Annotated in this window: 15 protein-coding genes; 5 read left to right on the plus strand and 10 right to left on the minus strand. The window is 60.8% G+C overall.

All coding sequences use genetic code 11. The features are described 5' to 3' along the window. Positions 1-70 precede the first annotated feature (70 nt). Positions 71-1,867, minus strand: a complete 1,797-nt coding sequence (locus ACZ9EJ_RS02835; RefSeq protein WP_046642282.1) for an ABC transporter transmembrane domain-containing protein — start codon at positions 1,865-1,867, stop codon at positions 71-73. A gap of 187 nt (positions 1,868-2,054) precedes the next feature. On the opposite strand from ACZ9EJ_RS02835, the gene rpmE reads away from it, so the two are divergent. Together rpmE and ACZ9EJ_RS02845 are read left to right on the plus strand one after the other, a co-directional pair. After that, a complete protein-coding gene (gene rpmE / locus ACZ9EJ_RS02840; RefSeq protein WP_038589408.1) occupies positions 2,055-2,276 on the plus strand; it encodes a 50S ribosomal protein L31 in 222 nt (73 codons plus the stop codon). 8 nt (positions 2,277-2,284) lie between these two features. Further along, on the plus strand, positions 2,285-3,010 hold the full coding sequence (locus ACZ9EJ_RS02845) for a P-loop NTPase family protein (RefSeq protein ID WP_255743065.1): 726 nt from the start codon (positions 2,285-2,287) through the stop codon (positions 3,008-3,010). A gap of 72 nt (positions 3,011-3,082) precedes the next feature. Here ACZ9EJ_RS02845 and rcdA read toward each other — a convergent pair whose 3' ends face one another. The 3 genes from rcdA to ACZ9EJ_RS02860 all read right to left on the minus strand — a co-directional run bounded on the left by rcdA (position 3,083) and on the right by ACZ9EJ_RS02860 (position 5,547). Further along, complete coding sequence (gene rcdA, locus ACZ9EJ_RS02850) at positions 3,083-3,595, minus strand: protease adaptor protein RcdA (RefSeq protein ID WP_046632422.1); 513 nt, start codon at positions 3,593-3,595, stop codon at positions 3,083-3,085. Between the two features lie 465 nt (positions 3,596-4,060). Next, a complete protein-coding gene (locus tag ACZ9EJ_RS02855) occupies positions 4,061-4,252 on the minus strand; it encodes a DUF1192 domain-containing protein (protein ID WP_046632044.1) in 192 nt (63 codons plus the stop codon). Continuing rightward, positions 4,249-5,547, minus strand: a complete 1,299-nt coding sequence (locus ACZ9EJ_RS02860; protein WP_046642281.1) for an MFS transporter — start codon at positions 5,545-5,547, stop codon at positions 4,249-4,251. Before ACZ9EJ_RS02860 ends, ACZ9EJ_RS02855 begins: the two co-directional genes overlap by 4 nt. A gap of 189 nt (positions 5,548-5,736) precedes the next feature. On the opposite strand from ACZ9EJ_RS02860, the gene ACZ9EJ_RS02865 reads away from it, so the two are divergent. After that, the gene (locus tag ACZ9EJ_RS02865) at positions 5,737-5,904 is read left to right on the plus strand and encodes a hypothetical protein (protein WP_172745732.1); all 168 of its coding nucleotides are present in this window, start codon (positions 5,737-5,739) and stop codon (positions 5,902-5,904) included. Between the two features lie 9 nt (positions 5,905-5,913). Here ACZ9EJ_RS02865 and ACZ9EJ_RS02870 read toward each other — a convergent pair whose 3' ends face one another. From ACZ9EJ_RS02870 to ACZ9EJ_RS02895, 6 genes are all read right to left on the minus strand, one after another. Next, a complete protein-coding gene (locus tag ACZ9EJ_RS02870) occupies positions 5,914-6,831 on the minus strand; it encodes a PhzF family phenazine biosynthesis protein (protein WP_046642280.1) in 918 nt (305 codons plus the stop codon). A 111-nt stretch (positions 6,832-6,942) separates the two neighbouring features. Further along, positions 6,943-7,206: a hypothetical protein gene (locus tag ACZ9EJ_RS02875; RefSeq protein ID WP_046642279.1), complete on the minus strand. Its 264-nt coding sequence runs from the start codon at positions 7,204-7,206 to the stop codon at positions 6,943-6,945. After that, positions 7,203-7,388, minus strand: coding sequence for a hypothetical protein (locus ACZ9EJ_RS02880; protein WP_046642278.1), 186 nt, complete (start codon positions 7,386-7,388; stop codon positions 7,203-7,205). Before ACZ9EJ_RS02880 ends, ACZ9EJ_RS02875 begins: the two co-directional genes overlap by 4 nt. A gap of 159 nt (positions 7,389-7,547) precedes the next feature. Continuing rightward, entirely contained in the window at positions 7,548-8,444 is an 897-nt protein-coding gene (locus ACZ9EJ_RS02885; protein ID WP_046642277.1) for a fructose bisphosphate aldolase, read from the minus strand. Positions 8,445-8,663: 219 nt separating this feature from the next. Further along, positions 8,664-9,866, minus strand: a complete 1,203-nt coding sequence (locus ACZ9EJ_RS02890) for a phosphoglycerate kinase (RefSeq protein WP_046642276.1) — start codon at positions 9,864-9,866, stop codon at positions 8,664-8,666. A 170-nt stretch (positions 9,867-10,036) separates the two neighbouring features. Then, positions 10,037-11,884 carry a potassium/proton antiporter gene (locus ACZ9EJ_RS02895; RefSeq protein WP_046642275.1) on the minus strand — a complete coding sequence of 616 codons (1,848 nt, stop codon included), beginning with the start codon at positions 11,882-11,884 and terminating at the stop codon, positions 10,037-10,039. 1,165 nt (positions 11,885-13,049) lie between these two features. On the opposite strand from ACZ9EJ_RS02895, the gene ACZ9EJ_RS02900 reads away from it, so the two are divergent. Continuing rightward, the gene (locus ACZ9EJ_RS02900; protein ID WP_046642274.1) at positions 13,050-13,817 is read left to right on the plus strand and encodes a hypothetical protein; all 768 of its coding nucleotides are present in this window, start codon (positions 13,050-13,052) and stop codon (positions 13,815-13,817) included. Between the two features lie 61 nt (positions 13,818-13,878). After that, a complete protein-coding gene (locus ACZ9EJ_RS02905) occupies positions 13,879-14,964 on the plus strand; it encodes a hypothetical protein (protein WP_255743064.1) in 1,086 nt (361 codons plus the stop codon). The last annotated feature ends 223 nt before the right edge of the window (positions 14,965-15,187 follow it).

A 15,187-nucleotide genomic window follows, 5' to 3' on the forward strand; every position in this document is an offset into this window, starting at 1 on the left:
AATAGGTAGGCACTTCGCGCGCCCGGTTCACGTCCAGCCTGGACCGGTGGCAACACATTGGCGTGAAGGATCAGAGCGCGGTCGCGCTCTGCCGTTCGATGTCGTGGAACTGCAGGCGGGCGAGCTTGGCATAGAGGCCGCCCGCGGCGATCAGGCTCTGATGCGTGCCTTCCTCGACGACCCGTCCGTCTTCCAGAACGAGGATGCGGTCGGCTTTCAGAACCGTCGCCAGCCGGTGGGCGATGACCAGCGTGGTGCGGTTCTTCATCAGCCCGTCGAGCGCCTTCTGGACCAGCGTTTCGCTTTCCGCATCGAGCGCCGAGGTCGCTTCGTCGAGCAGCAGGACCGGAGCATCCTTGAGAATCGCGCGGGCGATCGCGATGCGCTGGCGCTGGCCGCCGGAAAGGGTGATGCCCCGCTCGCCCGCCATGGTGTCGTAGCCGTGGTCGAGCTTCGAGATGAACTCGTCGGCCTGGGCGGCGATGGCCGCGGCGCGAACCGCCTCACGGCTGGCATCCGGAGCGCTGAAGGCGATGTTGTCGTGGATCGAGGCGGCGAAGATCGTCACGTCCTGGGGCACGATCGCCATGCGGGAGCGCATTTCGGCGAGCCTTGCGTGGCGCAGGTCGATGCCGTCGAGCTTCACCGAGCCGGCCGAGGGGTCGTAGAAGCGCAGCAGCAGCGAGAAGATCGTGCTCTTGCCGGCGCCGGACGGCCCGACGATCGCCACCGTCTCGCCGGACCTCACCTTGAAGGAGAGCGAATTCAGCGTGATGGCGCTGATGCGGGCCGGATAGGCGAAGGAGACCGCATCGAACTCGACTTCGCCACGCGGCGGGGAGGGGAGCGCGACCGGATTTTCGGCGTCGCGAATGGCCGGCACTTCGTGCAGCAGCTCGGTCAGCCGCTCGGCGGCGCCGCCGGCAGACGATAGCTCGCCCCAGACTTCCGAGAGCTGGCCGAGCGAACTTGCGGCGATCACCGAATAGAGCACGAACTGGCCAAGCGTGCCCGCGGTCATGGTGCCGGCCAGTACGCTCTGGGCGCCGTACCAGAGCACGCCGACGATGCTGCCGAAAACGAGGAGGATGCCGAAGCCGGTCAGCAGCGCGCGGGCCTTGATGGCGGTGCGGGCTGCGTCATAGGCGCTTTCCACTGTGCTGCCGTACCGGCCGTTTGCTGTCGTCTCGCCGCCGAAGGCCTGGACGGTGCGGGTGGCGCCGATCACCTCGGAGGCGAAGGCCGAGGTCTGGGCAAGCGTATCCTGGGCGGCGCGGGAGCGTTTTCTGACCGAGCGGCCGAATCCGACCAGCGGAAAGACGATCAGCGGGATGGCGCCGAGCACCAGCGCGGACAGCCGCGGGCTCGTGTAGATCATCATGCCCATCGCACCGAGACAGAGGATGGTGTTGCGCAGCGCCTGGGAGGCGGAGGAGCCGAAAGCCGACTTGATCTGGACCGTGTCGGCGGTCAGCCGCGAGACGATCTCACCGGACTGGTTGACGTCGAAAAAGGAGGGCGACAGCGACGTCACATGCGAAAATACCTCGCGGCGAAGATCCGCGACGACCCGTTCGCCGATCGTGATGACGTAGTAGTAGCGCATGGCGCTGGCGACGGCCAGCAGGGCGGCAAGCGCCAGCAGCATTCCAAAGTAGTTGTTGATAAAATGGCCGTCGGAAGAGGCAAAACCGTGGTCGACCATGCGGCGGACTGCGAGCGGCAGGGCAAGCGTGGTTGCGGCGGCAAGCACGAGGAAAACGATCGCCGCGGCGACCATCGAACGATAACGGGCAAGATAGGGAATGAGCCTTGCGAGCGGTCTTAGGGCTTTGCCTCTCGGCTGGTTTTCTCGGGCGTCTGCCACGTCATCTCCATAGGCTCGAAAGGCTCATTTCTCGGCCTTGCGGGTACTTGTACTTCCGGTGACCTTCCTGTATAGGCTCCGCATCCAATTGGGAAGCCGTGACCAGACCGGTCTGCGGCTTCATTTATTAAAGAGGCCTCTCGCTCGCAATTGCGACAAATGGACCTCGCAGAGCAGGAATATCGACATGAAGGCTGGCATCCATCCGCAGTATCACGTGATCAAAGTGGTCATGACCGACGGCACCGAATACGAAACCCGCTCTACCTGGGGTTCGGAAGGCGCTACCATGAACCTGGAAATCGACCCGAACTCCCATCCGGCCTGGACGGGCGGCAACCAGCAGATGCTGGACCGCGGCGGCCGCGTTTCCAAGTTCAACAAGCGTTTCGGCGGCCTCGGCCTCTAATACGCTTCTTGGCGCACGAGTTACGAAGAGCCTGGCGGAAGCCGGGCTTTTTTCGTTTTGCGGTGTTTTGGCGGGAGGAGCCGTTGAAAGAGCAATCCGATATTCCGGCCGCATCGAGGCGGATCGTGATCATGGGGAACGGCGGGTCCGGCAAGACCTGGTTGGCGTCAAGGCTGGCAGAGCCGCTTGGCCTGCCGCTCGTTCACCTCGACGACGTGCATTGGGAGCCGGGTCGCTACGGGATTGCACGCGACCGGGCGGTCGTGCACGAGGATGTACGCGCGATGGCAGCGGGTGAGGCCTGGCTGATCGAAGGCGTCTATGGCCTCTACGTCAATATCGCCCTGCCGAGGACAACGGCTCTGGTCTGGCTTGATCTGAGCGAGGACGAATGCGTGGCGAATATCATGCGCCGCGGCATCCAGGGCGGCGAGAGCCAGAGCGCGTTCGATGGGTTGGTTAAATGGGTGTCGGAATACAGAACCCGAAAGAACAACTGGAATTCGTTCGACGCTCACCTGAAGCTTTTTGAAAGCTTCTCAGGCCAGAAGGCGCGGCTGACGAGCCGAAACGAAATCAATGCCTTTATGGAGAGCTTCCTGCCGATGTCGGCCGATCAACATGATTGGCTGAAAGCAGCGGCACAGCGGAGCCACCGCACGGCCGATGCGCTCGATGTCGTCATTGAGGCAGTGGAGCGTGCAGAGATGGACCCGAACATTCGAAGGCGCTGACCAGAAGAAAGGGCCGATGCTTGCGCACGGCCCTCGGGTTCGATCGAATGTATCTGCCTTACGCTATGGCAATCAGTTGCCGAAGGCGGTGCGCAGCAGGTTGAGCTGGGCGCGGACGCTGTTTTCGTTGTCCGGCAGAACGGTCGGGTCGGCCGGGCGATAGATCTCGCGGTCGAGAATGGCGACACGGTTCTGGAGGCGCAGCGAACGTTCGACGAGGTCGCGGAAACCTTCCGGCAGATCGAGCCAGCCCGGAGCATTGCGGTCGACGTTGAAGCCGTCGAGGCGGACCTTGCTCTTTTCCGACAGGACCTGTTCGCGGCTCATCTCGCCATTGTTGACGGCGCGCTGCAGAAGCAGCCAGGAGGCCATCTGCATGAGGCGGGTGGTCAGCCGCATGGATTCGGCAGCGTAAAGAACCGATGCCATGCGCGGCAGAACCTTCGAAGCGGCGCGGCCCGTCCCGTCGAGATAGCTCGCGGTCTCCTCGACCAGCGACATACCTTCGGAGTAGAGCGCCTTGAACTGCGAAGACGCAGCGGCACGGCCTGCAAAACTTACGGTATTCAATCCCTGTTCGGACATCGAAATCATCCTGCTCAACGCAATCACACTCAGGCAATGACAACGGCGGATAAAAGTTCCCATGCCGTTCTGACTGACCTGAACATGATACTTATAATGGAAATCCGCAAGGCGTTTCTTAAGGAAAGGTTAATACCCACAAGAAGTGGTAAACAGCGGCCATGTTCCTGAAATGAGACGTATTTTGGCGTCCAATACAACAGATTGTTTCTGTAGGAAAGCCTGTTGAAACCGATGCTATCACGGCGCCGAGGCAAAGAGCCTGACCCGCGCCGGCGCCGCCCTAAAAAAGAAGAGCCGCGGAAACGCGGCTCTCAAGGTAAAACAGGGAGAAATCAGACCATTCGCCGAATGGTGAAACTGTCTGAGTCCAGGAAGCCTGAACGTCTCCATATTCTCAGATGATGATTAATATACTGTTAAAGCTAAGGGGAAATACTTAAATTCCCCAAGGGAGCCCGACGTTCAGGAACGGAACAGACTGTCGGCTGCGCGCCGGCCTGCGGCCTTCGTCTCCTTCTCGGCCTCCAACCGGGCGATCTCCTGCCTCAGCAAACCGATTCGCGATTCGAGCTCGTCCACGGACAGCATGGAGAGGTCGCTGCCGAGTTCGTGGGTGGCGGGTTTCTTCGGTCGTTCATCGTCGATGAAGCTCATGATGCCTCCTTTCCGGCACTGGTTTCCGGCCTGGCGTTATCCGACGTCGAGCCGCCGGTCTTGGCGCGCGGGTCGAGCGACAGGCTCTCGGGCGTGGCAAGCGGCGAGGTCGAAGCCGTCGCGGTCGTGTAGGCTTCGCGGTCGGCGATCGGGACCGGCGCCCGCTGGCGGCTGCGGATGATAGCATAGACGGCCACCAGAAGATGCGCCCCGGTCGTTACCGCAAACAACGCATGCGGGCCGGCCCAGGTCATCACCGGGCCGCCGAGCGTCGGGCCGATGATCGTGCCGATGCCGTAAAGCAGGAGCAGGCCGCCGGAGACCTTCACGAAGTCCTCGGGGGCAGCAAAGTCGTTGGCGTGGGCGACGGCGATCGGATAGAGCGCGTTGGCGGCGGCCCCATAGATCGCCACCAGCACGACGATCTCGTAGGTGCCGGAGGGTCGGATTGCGAAGATCGCCAGGCCCGCGAGGGCTGCCGCGGCCGAAAGGCCGGCAAGCACGTGGCGGCGGTCCATTCTGTCGGACAGCCGGCCCGCCGGAAACTGCATGATCGCGCCGGCAAAGAGCGTGATGCTGACCATCGCCGCCACCGCGCCCTGGTCGAGCCCGGCGCGCGTGCCGAAGACCGCGCCGAGCGTGCCGTAGGCGCCGTTGGCGACGCCGATCAGCAGGATGCCGATGCAGGAAATGGGCGAGTTGCGGAAGAGGCCGCGCAGGTCGAGGCGGGCGCGTTTCAGCGGTTGCGGCGAGGCCGCCTTGGACAGCGTCGTCGGCAGCGCCGCGAGGCTGTAGAGGATGCCGCAGATCATAAACAGCGTCGGCGTCGCGATATCCGCGAACGGCACCATCAACTGGCCGCCCACGACACCGAAAAGGGTGATCGAGATATAGAACGAAAAGATCGTGCCGCGGCTTTCGCTGGTGGCGCGCTCGTTCAGCCAGCTTTCGATGATCATCGAGGTGCCGGCGGTGCAGAAGCCGGTGATGGCGCGCAGAATGAGCCAGGTATTCTGGTCGACCATCAGTCCGGTCAGAAGCACGTTGAGGCAGATCAGCGACAGGAACCCGGAAAAGGCGCGGACATGGCCGATGCGGCGCACCACGTTCGGCGCCACGAAGCAGCCGATGACGAAGCCGGAGGCCCATGTGGTGCCGAGCAGGCCGAGCACTTCGTTCGAATAACCTTCCTGAGCGCCCCGCACCGGCAGAAGCAGGCTCTGAAGGCCATTGCCGAGAAAGAGGAGAAGCGTACCGCAAAGGAGGGCGAGGATTGGAAGGAGGTTTCGTCTCATCTTTGCTACTGTCAGCTCTTTGCGAGAATGCAATCAATCACGGCTTCGCAGGCAAGCATTGTTGCATGCTGATGAACCGGGCGTTAACGAAAGCGAAGCGGATTACCTATTCCCCGAATCCCCTCCACATCTATCTGTGGTGGAGCGCAAAAATGTCCAGCCTATGGCGGATAAGATCGGCAAGACCAAATGACAAAGACAATCGCCGTTCTTCTGATCTTTGCCATGCTGGTGCAGATCATCAAGCCGCTCAACCTTCCGGGCTTGAGACGGCGGGGCGACTTCTGGAAGCTGGCGATCGTCGCCTTTGCGGCCTGGAGCGCAGCGCTGATCCTGCGCGAATTCACCACGCTCTAGACGTATGAGCTAGACGTCGATCGAGCCGCGCATGACGGGCACGCAGCGGCCGGTGATGGTGACGTCGGTGACGGTTCCGGCCACCTTCACCACATCAAGCTCGATGATGCTGCGACGGCCCATCTCGACGCCCTGTTCTATCGTCAGATGCACCTTGGCGTCCGTCTCCGGCGCACGCGTTACCAGGAAGGCGGAGAGGGCGGCAGAGGCGCTGCCGGTCGCCGGATCCTCCGGGATATTGTCGAGCGGCGCGAACATACGGGCGCGGAGGTTCCAGGGTTTTTCCCGGCTGCGGACATAGAGGAAGATCGGAAAGTCGCCATCGGCGCCCTGATGTTTTGCTGCTGCCTTGCGGAAGGCCGTGACGTTCGGTCGGGCTGCGGCAAGCGCTTCGAGGCCGTCGAGTTCGGCGATCACAAAGGCGAGGCCGACCGAGGCGAAGACCGGCCCATGGGTGGTGGTGCTCACGTGTTTTGCGTCGATCGAGACGCAGTCGGCGATCAGGTCCGGCTCGATCTCGGCACCGATTTCCAGCGGTCGCGGCGCGCGGATCGTCGCGCCGGTCACTCCGGCCGTCTCCCGCAGCAGCCGGATTTCCACCAGGCCGGCGATCTCCTCGAAACGGAACGTGTCTGCGACCGGCTTGCCGAACAGTTCGCCCCTCTGACCGAGCACGTAGGCGGTGCCGACATTGGGGTGGCCGGCAAAGGGAATTTCCATTGTCGGCGTAAAGATGCGCACCCGGGCGCTGTTGTCCGGATTTTCCGGCGGCAGGACGAAGGTGCTTTCGGCATAACCGAATTCGACGGCGATCTGCTGCATCTGCCGGTCGGTCAGCCCCCGCGCATCCGGCACCACGGCGAGCGGATTGCCGGCGAAACGTTCGCTCGTGAAAACATCGACGGTGACGAAATCGGCGGTCGGCATGGCGAAACTCTCCGGAGGTGATGCCGGATTTAAAGCCTCACCGACCTTCCTGACCAGCCAATGTTTTTGATCGCGGTCATCAACGGAATGAAAGCGACCGGCGTCATCGGCTCAGGCGAGACCGTGGTCACGCATCGCCTTCTCCTCGTCGCCGGTGATATAGGCGAAAATCCGGGGGGAGCCATCGGCGATCGTCACCAGATAGAAGTTGGTGAACCGGACGTTGCCGGCTTCGCCCGCCTTGTTGACGTAGGAAAAATCCCAACCGACTTCCGCAAGCGCATGAAGGTCGTTGAGGCAGGTGATCGTGACGCCGGTAATGTCCATCCGCTTGCCGCCGGCGTCGCGATATCGGGCAAAGCCTTGCGGGATCACGTCCCGGATGCCGCGTCATTGGCTCCGCCGAACACCGCCTGCGGTGTCGAACCGACGAAATAGGCGGCGAAGAACGCTGCGACGCCAGAAACGTTCACCGAAGCCGCATCCTTCAGGGCGTCGTTGCTGGTTCGGCCGTATTCGTCGAAAAGCCTGCGGACCTTTTCTTCCATTTCCGTCATGGGCAACCTCCATGACGCAATGAACGCTGTTTTGCCCGTTCGGTTCACGTCCGCTTCAAGGCCGCGGCAAACAGAAAGGCCGCTCCGTTTCCGAAGCGGCCTTCTTCCTCCTCCTTGAAAAGGCGCTCCTCAAGCGGCCTTTTCGAGATCCTTCTTGCCTCAGGACTTGTTGACGCTTGCGGCGTAGATCTGATCGATCGTTTCGGCGAGGCTCGCATTGAAGTCCGCGTCACTCATCGAGACACGGAGGTTTTCCGCCAGAGCGCGCGAGAAACTTGCGATCATGCCGTGGTTATGGCTGAGCTTTTCGCAGGCGTCCGCAGTGCTGTAGCCGCCGGAAAGGGCGACGACGCGGACGACCGATTTGTGGGCGACCAGCGGAGCGTAGAAATCGGCGACCGTCGGGATCGTCAATTTGAGCATGACCGTCTCGCCTGCGGGGAGCTTGTCGAGCTGCTGCGCGATCTCGTCGCGCAAGATCGCTTCAGCCTGTTCCTTTGTCGGGCTCTTGATGGAAACCTCAGGCTCGACGATCGGCATGAGGCCCTGGCCGATGATCTGACGGGCAACCTGGAACTGCTGTTCCACCACGGCAGCGATGCCGGCCCTGTCGGCATGCGCGATCACCGACCGCATCTTGGTCCCGAACATTCCCTTTCCACGTCCGCGGCTCAGGAGAGTATCCAGATCGGGCATCGCCTTCATCGTCTGAACGCCGTTTTCTTCGGCATTCAGGCCCTTGTCGACTTTGAGGAAGGGGACGACGCCGCGCTTTTCCCAGAGATAGGACGGAACAGCCTGACCATCGACGTCGCCGTCCATGGTTCGCTCGAACAGGATGGCGCCGATAACCTTGTCGCCTGTAAAGGCGGGCGCGCTCATGATGCGGACGCGCATGGCGTGGATCAGGCGGAACATCTCCTCGTCACCCTGATAGTCGGTCTCGGACACGCCATAAAGACGCAATGCTCCGGGTGTTGAACCACCGCTCTGATCCAGCGCCGCAATGAATCCGGGCGCGGAACTCATCTTGTTCAACATTTTCGCGTCCACCATTCTACACTCCTGTCCCTAAAGTTGGCGCAAAACGCGCTCGTCTCTCCCAAGCTGTCAGTCGCGGATAACAGAAGTTATTTTAAAGGGAAATCCTCCGGTAACCTATTGAAACGATTGAAATGCTTTCAATCGTTTAAAACATCTAAAATTTTTTAAACCAGTTAACTCGGGAGCGCGCCGCTCTATATGGAACGCGCTCCCTTTCGGGAAACCGACGGATCAGGCGGCCTTGATCAGCACCGAGACGCCTGGCAGATCCTTGCCCTCCATCCATTCCAGGAACGCGCCGCCGGCGGTCGAGACATAGGAGAAGTCCTCGGCGGCGCCTGCGTGGTTGAGGGCCGCGACCGTATCGCCGCCGCCTGCCACGGAGGTGAGCTTGCCGGCCCTGGTCTGCTCTGCCGCATGCTTGGCGGCAGCGACCGTCGCCTTGTCGAACGGCTCGATCTCGAAGGCGCCGAGCGGGCCGTTCCAGACGAGCGTCGAGGCCTTGGAGATCCACTCGTTGACGGCTGCCACCGACTTCGGCCCGACGTCGAGCATCATGGCGTCAGCGGGGATCTTGTCGATATCGACCACTTCGTTGGCGGCGCCGGCCTTGAACTCGCGGGCGACGACACCGTCGACCGGCAGCACGATGGCGCAATTGGAGGCTTCGGCTTCTGCCATGATCTTGCGGGCCGTATCGGCAAGGTCGTGCTCGCAGAGCGACTTGCCGACATCGATGCCTTGCGCCGCGATGAAGGTGTTGGCCATGCCGCCGCCGATCACCAGCGCGTCTACCCGTTTCACGAGGTTCTGCAGCAGGTCGATCTTGGTGGAAACCTTGGCGCCGCCGACGATTGCGACGACCGGGCGGGCGGGATTGCCGAGGCCCTTTTCGAGCGCTTCGAGTTCCTCCTGCATGGTGCGGCCGGCATAGGCGGGCAGGTGATGGGCGAGGCCCTCGGTCGAGGCATGGGCGCGGTGGGCGGCGGAGAAGGCGTCGTTGACGAAGATATCGCCGTTTTTAGCGAGCGCCTCGGTGAAGCCCGGGTCGTTCTTTTCCTCGCCCTTGTGGAAGCGGGTGTTTTCGAGAAGCAGGATGTCGCCGTTCTTCATGTGGGCGATCGCCTGTTCGGCTTCCGGGCCGATGCAATCGGAGGCGAAGAGAATTTTCTGGCCGAGCACCTGGTTGACGGCCGAGACGATCAGCGACAGCGACATGTCGGCGACCGGCTCACCCTTCGGGCGGCCGAAATGGGCGAGCAGGATGACCTTGGCGCCCTTCCTGGCAAGTTCCAGGATGGTCGGCGCGACGCGCTCGATGCGGGTCGCGTCGGTGACCTTGCCGTCGGCGACGGGAACGTTGAGATCGACGCGCACGAGCACGCGCTTGGCTGCGATATCGGTGAGGTCGTCAAGGGTTTTGAAGGCCGGCATGATGCTAATCCATTTACTCGGAAAGTTCGTAGCGGACCTTACTATGCCTGACCGGCGACGCAAGACGATTGGTTGCAACCATTTCCATTCCGTCCGTCGCCGAGACGCCGGATGCCGATTCTACCGCGACAATGCAGCGGGTGGAGGATTTCATTTGAGCTGCCGCCGCTCTATGCCGGGCCCTCGGGCGGAACGGCGCCCGGCTTCACCGGCACGTGCTTGCCACGGTATTTGCGCACCAGATCGCGGACGCGGTGAGCGATCTCGCGCATGTTGATGAAGATCGGCAGGTTGGTCGCCGGCTCCACCGGTTCCAGCGAGATGCCGATGCTGCGGACATGTTCGTGCTCGTCGAGTTCGCGCACGATCAGGATGATCGAGCCGAAGCGGATGCGGTCGGCATAATCCACCCGGCCGCCGAGCCGCGACGTCATGAGGTCGCCGACGGTCATGTTCTGCTCGTTGGCGGAGAGCAGGCCCGGACCGTAGGCCGCGTCGAGTTCCTTGGCGGGCCGCGTCGGCGAGATCGCAAACGCGCCGAAAAATTCCGCATCGTCCTCGTCGACCGGCACCTGGCTTGCGAAGATGCGGTCGAGCAGCTTCGAATAGGCGGGGGAGATGAACAGGTAGACCTGGTCGTTTTCCTTCAGCCGGCCGGCATATTGGTAACGCATGCTGCGGCCGTCGCGGATGACCAGCGAGGGCATCGCCCAGCGGGGGATGCGCTCGCCCTGCAGGATCGGGCTGTCCTTCATGACGCGGTAGGAGATCAGCTCGTGATGGGCGGTGCCCGGCAGGTCGAGCTCGATCTTGTCGACGGCGCCGATGCGCGGCGGAATGATGAGGCCGAGCTTCTGGGCGACCGGCTTGATCGTCCAGCCCTGGACGAGGAGGGAGACCAGCACGATGATGAAAGTGACGTTGAAGAAGAGCTGTCCGTTCTCGACGCCGCTCAAGACCGGCATAATTGCGAGCAGAATGGAGACGGCGCCGCGCAGGCCGACCCAGGCGAGGAAGCTGGTCTCCTGCTGGGTGAAATCATAGGGCAGCAGGCTCAGCCACACCGCGATCGGCCGGGCGACGAAGATCAGGAAGAGCGCGAGCCCGATCGCGGGCAGAAGGATGGCCGGGAATTGCGAGGGCGTGGCGAGCAGGCCGAGCACCAGGAACATGATGATCTGCGCAAGCCAGGTCAGCCCCTCGTTGAAGCGGATGATCTGGGGTTTTGCGAACATCTTTCGATTGCCGGAATAGATGCCGGCCACATAGACCGCCAGGAAGCCGCTGCCGCCCATGGCGCCGGTGAAGGAAAAGACGAGCAACGCCAGCGTCAGCACGAAGATCGGCGCCAGACCGCGGTCGGAGGTGAAGCGGTTCAGCACCCAGACGATCATCATGCCGCCCAACAGGCCGCAGATGACGCCAAGCCCCATTTCCTCGACGAACAGCAAAAGGAAGTGCAGGTCGAGGCCGGAAAGGCCCTGGCCGGTCGCCAGAAGTTCGGCGAGCGCGATCGTCAGGAAGATCGCCATCGGGTCGTTGGTGCCGGACTCGACCTCGAGCGTCGAGCGCACCTTGTCGCGGATGTTGATGCCGCTGACGCGCAGCAGGAAGAAGACCGCCGCCGCATCCGTCGAGGCGACGATCGATCCCAGCAGCAGGCCTTCGAGCCAGTTGAAGTTGAGGAGGATCATCGCGCCGACGGCGAAGATGCCGGTCGTCAGCAGCACCCCGACCGACGCAAGCGTGATCGCCGGAGCCGCGGCAAGGCGGAACGAGTGGATAGGGGTCATGAAGCCGGAATCGAACAGCACGATCGCCAGCGCCAGCGAGCCCAGCATGAAGGTGAAGGAATAGTTCTCGAACTGGATGCCGAGGCCGTCGACGCCGGCGAGCAGGCCGATCGAAAGGAAGATCAGAAGGAGGGGAGCGCCGAAGCGGAAGGCGAGGAGGCTCGAAAGAGCAGCCGCCAGCACCAGGACCGTGCCGACCAGCAGGACGATATAAAAAGCCTCCACCTAAAAGTCCCTTCCTTCGCACCTCTTGCCGACACCATCCCCGCCCGCAGCCCCGGAAACCGGAACTGTGCCACGCCGCAACACGGCCATGCAAGAATGGGGCAGATCCCGGCCGAGGGCCAGGCGAATCGACTGATCGATTAGGCGGGAACAATTCCGGCAAGAGAAGGGCAGGGCCGGAAAAAAGACGGACGCGTGCCTTGGTGCCGAAGGCTTTTCAAATACCGGAGAGCCCACACGAATGCGGAACCTCATTTGATTTTGTAATGGTGGCTCCGCATTCGCGTGGCCTTCGGCGTCTTTTCGGGGTGTCCTGCCCCTACAGGTGATCACCTCGCCTCGCTGCGTGGCTTCGTTCGCGGTCTCCTTTCGGGAAACCTTGCCACTTGCACGGCTCAACCGAACCCGGCCCGGCGGCCAGGGGGAGGCTTGATAGGGTTGGGGTTGCCCCTGACCCATGGTTTTCACCTCTTCCATCATCCCCGCACGTTACGGTTCCGATGAAAGCGCCGGCCCCCGCCTGCCCGCGAACGTCTCGCGAAACACTCCGGTGGTGGGAGCGAGGGGATTTTAGGCATGAGTTGGAGGGGTGGGGAAAGGCGAGGGTGGAAAAATTGGTGGTGCGTCGCATGGCGGGGCTTTTTGAGGAATTCGAGCCTTGCGGGTGCGAAACTCCTGCGACAAACAACGTTCGCAAAGGTATACCCCTGCGGACGTATCCCCGCCACCCCCCTCATATGCCTTCATGTTGTGGCCAGACCGGCTAAAAAGGATGGTACGCATTGCGGGAGGACGATTTTTGGCACGCCAGACCCGCAGCACCCCAAGGGGGAAACGGCTGCACGACGGGGCTTATATATCCCCTCGCAAAAATTATAAGTTTTCCGGGGCGTGACCACGATCATCTCGTGAAGACGCTTTCTGCTCGTACCGAAGTATGTTTGCTTCGTAGGCTTCCCTGGTAGCAGATAGAACCATATTCGTTGGCACGACGGTTTCCGTCTCTGGCTTATCGACCAAGTGGCGCTTCTCGTTGCTGCGCTGTCACCTGAGCTTCCGTTTATCTCTGTGGACAACTAACCTGCACAACGACCCCCAAAGCATACATACCGTAGCTGTTGATCTAGCGATGAGTTAGTTTCGTACTCGAAGGAGTATTGACAGCTTGTTCTACGCCCTGAGAAGTTCATTGATCACCTGGGTGGGTATAACAGGGGGTGCGCTAACTCTTCTTTCCAACCTGCAAGGCCTTCTGGATCTGGCGAGGTGGGCGGAATGGCTTGTCGGCATGTGGCGTGCAGCTATCACACTTGTGATTACGACGCTGGTTGAACTCACAGGTGTCAAAGTGACTGGTGTCGCAGCTTCTATGATCGCGATGGCAATCTTCGTCAGCCTTATCGCGATTGGTGCTCGGCTGGAGGACCAGGTAAAGGGCGCGAAGGGCGAGAGCTCGCCAGTTCGTAGAGCCAATGTCTTCAACATGAGGGTGCTGATAGCAGTCGGCTTGTACGTGCTGCAGGTCGGATTAGTATCACTCGCTGGCTATCTGCCTTGGCTAATCGACAATGATCCTTTCGTTACCTACACATTCATAGGGTTGTGCTACCTGCTTTATTGCGGAGCTATCGTGGTCGGACTCAAGGGTTGGCCGTTATGGTCAGCTCTCATCGTCGCTGGAAGTATGATTGGCTTTAGCTTCGTATTCGGACAGGCAAACTATGCTGGCCAGCCAAATCTTTCTGAGCCTGTGTCTACAGCTATAGCCGGTGCATTCGCTATCGTGTGCGGATTGATCGTAGTTGCCATCGCTCCTCCGGTAACGTTCACTCGCCGAGTGATTTTTCTCTCTCTCGGAGTTGCTTTTGTTGTTGCGCTAAGCGAGCTGAGCCAGATGGGGCTAAGTCTAGTTCCTAGAGTAGCTGCGTCATAGACACTGCTGTAGATCTGGTTGTCACGGCTGAACCAGGCGCTTTACAAAATTGAGGAGGTTGATGGTACCCGACTTTTCCAAAGCAACGGTCGAAACGCTCAGCAAGCGCGCTGCGTTTATGTGCTCAAATCCTGACTGCCGCGTCTCCACCGTTGGCCCGCATAGTGAGGCTTCCAAGGCCACCGTGATTGGCGAGGCAGCACATATTTTTGGCGCACGTGCCGCCTCTGCCCGCTATCGGCAGGAAATGAGCGACCAAGTCCGTGGCGAAATCACCAACGGGATCTGGCTTTGTGTGAACTGTCATCGATTAGTTGACCGCGACGGCGATAGATTTCCGCCAGCGTTGCTTTTTGCGTGGCGGGAAGAGCACGAACGATATGTAACAACTGCTCTAGGCACCGCTACTGATAGGATAAGGTTTGATGTAGCAAAAGCGGAGTTAGCGCCCTTTGCTGCCTACTCTCCGATAGTTCGACGGATAGTGGCGGACAAACCAAAAGGTTGGGAGTGGCGGCTAACAGCAGAGCTGATGCGATTTCTCAACGAGCCGGTCTTTCGTCGGCTGGATGACCTTGAGAACGGCTTCTACACTAGAAGTCTTCAACCCGTCTCCGCAGGTGAGGCACCTACTTGGCTGAAGAGCTGTCTTGCGGAAATGTCGCGGCTTGTCACCCCGCTTCCGAAACTCATCGACCGCCTGAACGCAAGCTGGGGCCCCCCCGGAGTGCCGGGAGATGCACTGGAGATAGATCATTGCTGCAGGCTGATCCAAGACGCTCTAGAGGAGATCGTGAAGCACGAAGAGAGGCTGTTCTTTGTACAACTACCTGAGGAGTACGAGAAGGTACGCTCACTGCTGAAGGACCGCCTTGGCTCGCAGGCACGGCATTTCAGAGAATACCCAGAGATCCTGGACGCGGCGCTTGCACTGATGGAAACAGATCACGGCGGCACTAAAGATGCGCCGCTGGTAATCGAGAAGGTAATCACCTTCGAGCTTCCAGAAAAGTGGAGCAAAGAAATGAAGCGGGAGCTCAGGCGGCTAGGTATCGGGTCACCACTAGGCCAGCAGCTCAGTAGTGGTTTGTTATCCTTCCTCATGGCTTCAGTTGTCGTATGGTTTCTCGTTGCAGCGTTATTCTAGAAATACCTATAACCCCACATTTTCTCATAAAATGACACGTTCTAATTGATGAGCTTTTCCCCGTTCCTGACGCTTGTGCTCGATGGGGTCATGGTGGCTTTTAGGGAGGCCGTTGACGCAGGGGGCACCTCAATGCAGTCGCGCGTTCTAATGCTTTAATCCGGATGCGTCACGTCCACGTCTGGCTGTTGCGCGCTGGTCGTTCCTATGAAATGCAACGACC

The organism is Neorhizobium sp. USDA 3394, assembly GCF_056280385.1.

What these genes read in the sequence shown, in the direction of transcription:
- rpmE (WP_038589408.1), top strand. Translation starts at nt 2,055, where the DNA reads ATGAAGGCTGGCATCCATCCGCAGTATCACGTGATCAAAGTGGTCATG.
- rcdA (WP_046632422.1), bottom strand. Translation starts at nt 3,595, where the DNA reads ATGTCCGAACAGGGATTGAATACCGTAAGTTTTGCAGGCCGTGCCGCT.
- ACZ9EJ_RS02855 (WP_046632044.1), bottom strand. Translation starts at nt 4,252, where the DNA reads ATGAGCTTCATCGACGATGAACGACCGAAGAAACCCGCCACCCACGAA.
- ACZ9EJ_RS02860 (WP_046642281.1), bottom strand. Translation starts at nt 5,547, where the DNA reads ATGAGACGAAACCTCCTTCCAATCCTCGCCCTCCTTTGCGGTACGCTT.
- ACZ9EJ_RS02865 (WP_172745732.1), top strand. Translation starts at nt 5,737, where the DNA reads ATGACAAAGACAATCGCCGTTCTTCTGATCTTTGCCATGCTGGTGCAG.
- ACZ9EJ_RS02870 (WP_046642280.1), bottom strand. Translation starts at nt 6,831, where the DNA reads ATGCCGACCGCCGATTTCGTCACCGTCGATGTTTTCACGAGCGAACGT.
- ACZ9EJ_RS02880 (WP_046642278.1), bottom strand. Translation starts at nt 7,388, where the DNA reads ATGACGGAAATGGAAGAAAAGGTCCGCAGGCTTTTCGACGAATACGGC.
- ACZ9EJ_RS02885 (WP_046642277.1), bottom strand. Translation starts at nt 8,444, where the DNA reads ATGGTGGACGCGAAAATGTTGAACAAGATGAGTTCCGCGCCCGGATTC.
- ACZ9EJ_RS02890 (WP_046642276.1), bottom strand. Translation starts at nt 9,866, where the DNA reads ATGCCGGCCTTCAAAACCCTTGACGACCTCACCGATATCGCAGCCAAG.
- ACZ9EJ_RS02905 (WP_255743064.1), top strand. Translation starts at nt 13,879, where the DNA reads ATGGTACCCGACTTTTCCAAAGCAACGGTCGAAACGCTCAGCAAGCGC.